This window comes from Promicromonospora kroppenstedtii DSM 19349, assembly GCF_000515355.1.
Classification (GTDB): Bacteria; Actinomycetota; Actinomycetes; order Actinomycetales; family Cellulomonadaceae; genus Promicromonospora; species Promicromonospora kroppenstedtii.
Map to the genome: position 1 here is coordinate 64,922 of NZ_KI911656.1, position 5,688 is coordinate 70,609.

Annotated in this window: 8 protein-coding genes and 1 pseudogene; 4 read left to right on the forward strand and 5 right to left on the reverse strand. The window is 72.3% G+C overall.

Translation table 11 applies throughout. The features are described 5' to 3' along the window. Positions 1-325 precede the first annotated feature (325 nt). Positions 326-727, forward strand: a complete 402-nt coding sequence (locus PROKR_RS10985) for a hypothetical protein (protein ID WP_142036300.1) — start codon at positions 326-328, stop codon at positions 725-727. Positions 728-749: 22 nt separating this feature from the next. Next, on the forward strand, positions 750-1,421 hold the full coding sequence (locus PROKR_RS10990) for an HDIG domain-containing metalloprotein (protein ID WP_211240105.1): 672 nt from the start codon (positions 750-752) through the stop codon (positions 1,419-1,421). A gap of 10 nt (positions 1,422-1,431) precedes the next feature. On the opposite strand, the gene PROKR_RS10995 is transcribed toward PROKR_RS10990, so the two are convergent. Both PROKR_RS10995 and PROKR_RS11000 read right to left on the reverse strand, forming a co-directional pair. Next, positions 1,432-1,905, reverse strand: a complete 474-nt coding sequence (locus PROKR_RS10995) for an NUDIX hydrolase (protein WP_036963054.1) — start codon at positions 1,903-1,905, stop codon at positions 1,432-1,434. Further along, entirely contained in the window at positions 1,905-2,666 is a 762-nt protein-coding gene (locus tag PROKR_RS11000) for a helix-turn-helix domain-containing protein (protein ID WP_142036309.1), read from the reverse strand. The genes PROKR_RS10995 and PROKR_RS11000 overlap by 1 nt, the downstream gene beginning before the upstream one ends. A 128-nt stretch (positions 2,667-2,794) precedes the next feature. Here PROKR_RS11000 and PROKR_RS11005 point away from each other — a divergent pair, with 128 nt between their 5' ends. Together PROKR_RS11005 and PROKR_RS11010 are read left to right on the forward strand one after the other, a co-directional pair. Then, a complete protein-coding gene (locus PROKR_RS11005; protein ID WP_020014714.1) occupies positions 2,795-3,082 on the forward strand; it encodes a hypothetical protein in 288 nt (95 codons plus the stop codon). Between the two features lie 67 nt (positions 3,083-3,149). Beyond that, entirely contained in the window at positions 3,150-4,028 is an 879-nt protein-coding gene (locus PROKR_RS11010; protein WP_020014713.1) for a PAC2 family protein, read from the forward strand. Between the two features lie 53 nt (positions 4,029-4,081). On the opposite strand, the gene PROKR_RS11015 is transcribed toward PROKR_RS11010, so the two are convergent. From PROKR_RS11015 to PROKR_RS11025, 3 genes and pseudogenes are all read right to left on the reverse strand, one after another. After that, on the reverse strand, positions 4,082-4,597 hold the full coding sequence (locus PROKR_RS11015; protein ID WP_036963239.1) for an OsmC family protein: 516 nt from the start codon (positions 4,595-4,597) through the stop codon (positions 4,082-4,084). A 119-nt stretch (positions 4,598-4,716) separates the two neighbouring features. Beyond that, entirely contained in the window at positions 4,717-4,932 is a 216-nt protein-coding gene (locus tag PROKR_RS11020; RefSeq protein ID WP_020014712.1) for a hypothetical protein, read from the reverse strand. A gap of 122 nt (positions 4,933-5,054) precedes the next feature. After that, positions 5,055-5,688, reverse strand: a pseudogene (locus PROKR_RS11025) (cysteine--1-D-myo-inosityl 2-amino-2-deoxy-alpha-D-glucopyranoside ligase); the annotation flags it as partial.

Here is a 5,688-nt window from a genome sequence, read left to right on the forward strand (position 1 = left end):
CGCGCCGCCACCCCGCGCGCCGTCGGTCCCGGCCGCACCGGCCTCGCCGCGCGCCGTCAGCTCGCAGACCGTCCCGGTGAGGTGCTCGAGCGTCCCGCGTGTCCCGTCCCCCTGCCGCCGCCTGGTCACGGTCCGCGACGATAACGGAGTTCCAGGCCTGTGCGCTGGGAAAACACCCCGCCCCGGCGAACGCACGCGATCCGTCCCCGACCAGCGGAGCCACCACACCTCCGCCGCGCGCGTATCGACATCCTGGGCGATGCTGGCCCACGATCGACGGTTTCGGCCGCCGAGTCCCGGTACCGACCCAAGGGGGAGAAAGACCGTGTTCGGACCCGATTTCTTCGAGCGACTCTCGCAGCGGATGTACTACGACCTCGACGGCAACCCGATCACGCAGGACCAGTGGTCGGTGCTACGGCTCGGGGCCGGGTCCGCGCACATCGCCCGCGACCACATCGGGATCTACCACGTGTCCACGGTCTGGACCGGGATCGACACCACCGCACCGCTCGAGGACGACGACGACCACACCCCGCTGATCTACGAGACGATGGTGTTCGTCGAACGGCTCGACCCGGACGGCGTGCTCCCCGAGGACGAGCGCCTCGACTGCACCGAGCAGCACGCCGAGCTGCACGCCACCCGGGAGGAGGCGCTGGCCGGCCACCGGCGGGCGACGGCGCTCGTGCGGGAGTGGATCACGAAGGGTCGCCCAGAGCTCTGACGACGACGCAGGGGGAGAGCACATGATCGAGACCAGAACGCCTTCTCTGACCGCCCTCTTCACCGCACGCAGCGCAGCGCGGGCCGCCGCCCGGCGCGCCGTGCACGGCCCCGCGCCCTACGGTGAAGCGATGCAAGGATCCATCCCGCGGGACCTCGGTCCCGCGGGCGCGCAGGCTCTGCTCGTGGAGGTCTTCGAGCCGAGCACCGACCGCCTCGCCCACTCGCTCGGCGTGGGACGTCGCGCGGAGCACGTGGCCCACGCCCTGGGCCTGCCCGAGCTGCTGGTCACGGCGGCCTACCTGCACGACATCGGCTACGCCGCCGCAGCCCGCGACACCGGGCTGCACCAGCTCGACGGCGCCCGTTACCTACGCCGCCTCGGCGCCTCCGACGCGCTGACGAGCCTGGTGGCGCACCACACCTCGGCCCTCACGGAGGCCGGTGAGCGGCACCTCGACGCGCACCTGCGAGGCGAGTTCCCGCCGCCCACGGACGGCGAGCTGCTCGACCTGCTCACCTACTGCGACATGACCACCTCGGCGACGGGCCGTACCGTCACGATCGACGAGCGCCTCGAGTGCATCTACGACCGCTACGCGCCGGGGCACCTCGTCTCACGCAGCATCCACCGCGCCGAGCCGCAGCTGCGGCGCATCGTGTCCACGGTCGACGAGCGCATGCGGCTCGCCTGAAGGAGCGGCGTCAGGTCAGGAACGGCTCGGTGCGCGTGCTGTCCACCGCGTGGTCGATGCGCAGCCGCATCGACGGGTGGATCTCCAGCTCACCGAGCCGCTCCACGGGCTGCCACACGACCTCGCTGGACTCGCGCGAGATGCGCGCGCTGCCGCCGGTGACCGTGGCACGCATGCAGATGGAGAACTGCGCGCGGACCTCGCCGTCCGAGTAGACGATCACATGCCGGGGATCGGTGTAGATCCCGACCAGGCCCGTGATCCGCACGTGGTATCCCGTCTCCTCCTCGGTCTCCCGGACGCCGGCCTGCCGCACCGTCTCCCCCGGGTCGATGCCCCCGCCCGGCAGCGCCCACAGGTCGTTGTCGGTCCGGTGGATGAGCAGCAGGCGGCCGCCGTCGTCACGCACGGCGACCGTGACCGAGGGGACCACGGAGTTCACCGCCGGCGCGGCCGGGTCGTCGAAGTAGTCGCGCCGAGACATCACGACTCCCTGTCCGGGTCCTCCGTCCGCGGCCAGACCGTCAGCGGCGGCGCGGCGTTCCAGACCCGCTCGAAGCCTGCCTGGTAGGCGGGCGCCATCGACGCCTCGGGACCGTCCTTGAGGTGCAGCAGCGGGTTCGCCCCGGCGGGCGAGCCCCAGACGTGCGTGTTGACCAGCAGGTCGTCGTCGAACCGGAAGGTCGTGGCGTACAGCGTCTGGTCGTGCAGCCGCACCTCGACGCCCGGCGTGCCGAGCGCGGGAGCCAGGTAGGCCAGCACCAGCGCGATCCGCCCGGCGAGGCCCGTGCCGCCCTCCTCCCGGGTGCGCACCGCGACGGCCTCGCCGTCCGGGTCGCCCAGCAGCAGCCTCACCCGCACGCCGCGCTCCGCCATGGTGACGATCTCGGTGGTCAGGTCGAGCGTCTGGTCCGGCAGGAACGTCGCCGCGAACGCGTGCATCTCGAACCGCTGCTCGACGCCGGCCAGGAACGCCCGCCACGTACCGGACGGCACGGCGCGCCGCGCCGGGTACACGCCCACGATCTCCTGGGCGGCCGCCTCCGCGCGGTCGACGTCGCCCCAGAGGGCCGCGACGTCGCAGCCCAGCGCGTCGGAGACCGCGACGCGATGGCGCGGGTGCGGGGTGCGCCCCTGCGCAACCCAGCGCTCCACGGTCTTCGGGTCGACGCCCACCGCGGCCGCGAGCCGTACCTGGCTCAGGCCCGCCTGGCTCATCGCCGCGACCAGTCTTTGGTTTCTCACGTGTCACCCCCTTAGGGACGTATCTATCACCGAAACGTCCCGAGCGCTGCCGATGGCACGTCCCATGCGTCCGGCGCATGGTGGTACCAGTCAGTCCACCTGTCCGACCCCGTGTCCCGGAGAGCCTCGTGAACCCCATTGCCTCGCAGTCGGTCACAGAACGTCTTGGCGATGTGATCGATCTGCTGCGCCACGTCCGCGCGGACTGGATCGAGGTGCTGACGGTCACGCCCGAGCGTGTGTGCCTGCAGCCGTGGCACCTGGACGACGGCGAGAGCATCGCGCGGGCGCTGGGCCTGGACCATGCCATCGACCAGCGCATGCTGAACCCGGGCTACACGCTCTGGTCCGGCACCTGGCGCGGGGTCGAGGTCCAGGTGCGCGGTGCGCTGCGCGCCGGTGTCCCGGTGTTCTGATTCGCCCGTCCGCGAACGCGGCCGTGCCCCTGGTCACGTCGAGCGCCGCACACCCTAGGGTGGGGGGATGACCGACGCGCATCACGAGCAGCCGGAGCAGGCCTCGCCTCGCCAGACCGTGCTCCTGGCTGCCTTCGAAGGGTGGAACGACGCGGGGAGCGCCGCCACGACGGCGCTGACGCACCTGGCCGAGGTGTGGGGCGCCGAGAAGGTGACGGAGCTCGACCCGGAGGAGTTCCACGACTTCCAGGTCAACCGCCCGTACATCTCGTTGGACGACGACGGGAAACGCTCCATCACCTGGCCGACGACGACGATCTCGGTCGCGCAGGTGGGCGAGCGCAAGGTGGTGCTGGTGCACGGCGTCGAGCCGTCGATGCGCTGGCGCAAGTACTGCGAGGAGCTCCTGCGTGTCGCCGACGAGCTCGGGGTCCGCACCGTGATCACGCTCGGAGCGCTCCTGGCCGACGTGCCGCACACCCGGCCCATCCCGATGACCGCGACCTCGGACAGCGTGGGCCTGCAGTCCGTCCTCGACATCGAGGCCAACACCTACCAGGGCCCCACGGGCATCGTCGGGGTGCTGCAGCACGAGGCCGCCGAGCGCAACCTGCAGTCGGTGAGCCTGTGGGCGGCCGTGCCGCACTACGTTGCCAACCCGCCGTCGCCCAAGGCGACGCTCGCGATCCTCACCCGCGTGGAGGAGATCCTGGGCGAGACCGTCCCGATGGGCGAGCTGCCCGACGACGCGGCGGCCTGGCAGCACGGCGTGGACGAGCTGGCGTCGGAGGACTCGGAGATCTCCGAGTACGTCGCCCAGCTCGAGGAGGCCAAGGACACCGCCGAGCTGCCCGAGGCGTCCGGCGACGCCATCGCGCGCGAGTTCGAGCGCTACCTGCGCCGCCGGGACGGCGGCGGCAAGGACAGCGGGCCCGAGCGGCTCTGACGCTCTGGCACGACTCCCCCCGGTCGCCCGCCGGGTTCCCGCCTGGGCCCCGGCTACGCCCGGGCGGGAACCCGGCTGGCGACGATCGACGGCGGTACGCGGAGACTCTGGCCGACGACGCAGTACCGCTCCGCCAGCGCGCTGAGCCGCTGCAGGGTCGCGTCGTCGGCGTCGGTCTCGAGGTCCGCCGTGATGGTGACCTGGGCGACGCCGACGGGTACCTCCCGGTCCAGCCCCAGCGTGCCCCGCGCGTCGAACGAGCTGGTCGCGGTCAACGCGGCCGACCGGATCGTGACGCCCATGACCGTCGCGACGCTGCGGAGCGTGACGCCGGCGCAGGCGAGGAGGGCCTCAAGAAGCATGTCGCCGCTGCAGGCGTCCGTCCCGTCCCCGCCCGTCGCGCTGTGGAGCCCCGCGCGCACGGGCCCTGCCCAGGTCCCGACGGTGGCCGTGATGCCGCCGTCGGCGAATGTCGCCGAGGCGCGCAGCGGCGTGACCGCCGCGCGAGGCTCGGCGCGATACTTCTCCTTCAGCGGTGCCTGACGGGCACGAAGCTCTGTTGCGTCCATGGTCCATTGGACCAGGGCACCAGCCACCGGCGCCATCCTCGCCCCGGCACCACCGGGACGAACCATGGCCTGAGCCCTGACGGGCCCAGGCCATCGACGTTCTCAGGTCGGCGTGAGGCTCACGCGCTGCTGGAGATGGGCTCGATCCGCACTCCGGCGTCCGGCCCGTGGAAGCCCACCCATGTCTCGAGACACCTCGCGGCGTCCTCGACGCGGTCGTAGACCGGGGCGTACCCCGGCCCGTTACGTACCACTCGGTATCGCGTGCTGCACCGGGGCGTCGTGGTGACGGTGACCCGGGTCTCACCCGTGAAGTCTTCCTCGTACTCCGTCATGCTCCCCATCCTGCCCCGGGTTAAATGCAAACGGAAGCAGGGGTCAAAACTAACCCGGTAAGCGCTTGACGCGGTTCTGGCCTACCTCACCGAAACCGCGTCGAAATCGGCTTCCCGACGGGTCAGAGACGCACTCCGAGCAGGGCGTTCACCGTCCGGGCAATGATGCCGGGGGCGCCCTCCTCGTCGGCCGAGGTGTCCCGGGTCGGGTCCAGCGAGCGCTCGGCCCACGCGTCGACGGCGGCCAGCGCGGCCGGTGCGTCGAGGTCGTCGGCCAGGGCCGCGCGGACCGCGGCAAGGGTCTCCGTGGCCTCCGGGCCACCGTTGCCCGAGACCGCGTCGCGCCACCGCACGAGCCGCGCCTCACCCGCCGGCAGCGACGTCTCGTCCCATTCCCACTCGGTGCGGTAGTGGTGGGCCAGCAGGGCCAGGCGGATCGCCATCGGGTCGTGGCCGTCGTCGCGCAGCCGGGAGACGAGCACGAGGTTGCCGAGCGACTTGCTCATCTTCTCGCCCTGGTAGGCCACCAGGCCGGCGTGCACGTGCGTGCGGGCGCCGGCCGCCTCGCCGCCGTCGTCCGCGGGGGACAGCACGCGCAGGTGCGAGGTCGACATCTCGTGGTGCGGGAACAGCAGGTCCGACCCGCCACCCTGGACGTCGAACCGCTCGCCGTCGGCCAGGCCGAGCCCGTCGCGTGCGATCACCGCGCACTCGATGTGCCAGCCCGGCCGGCCCGACCCGAGCGGGCCGCCGTCC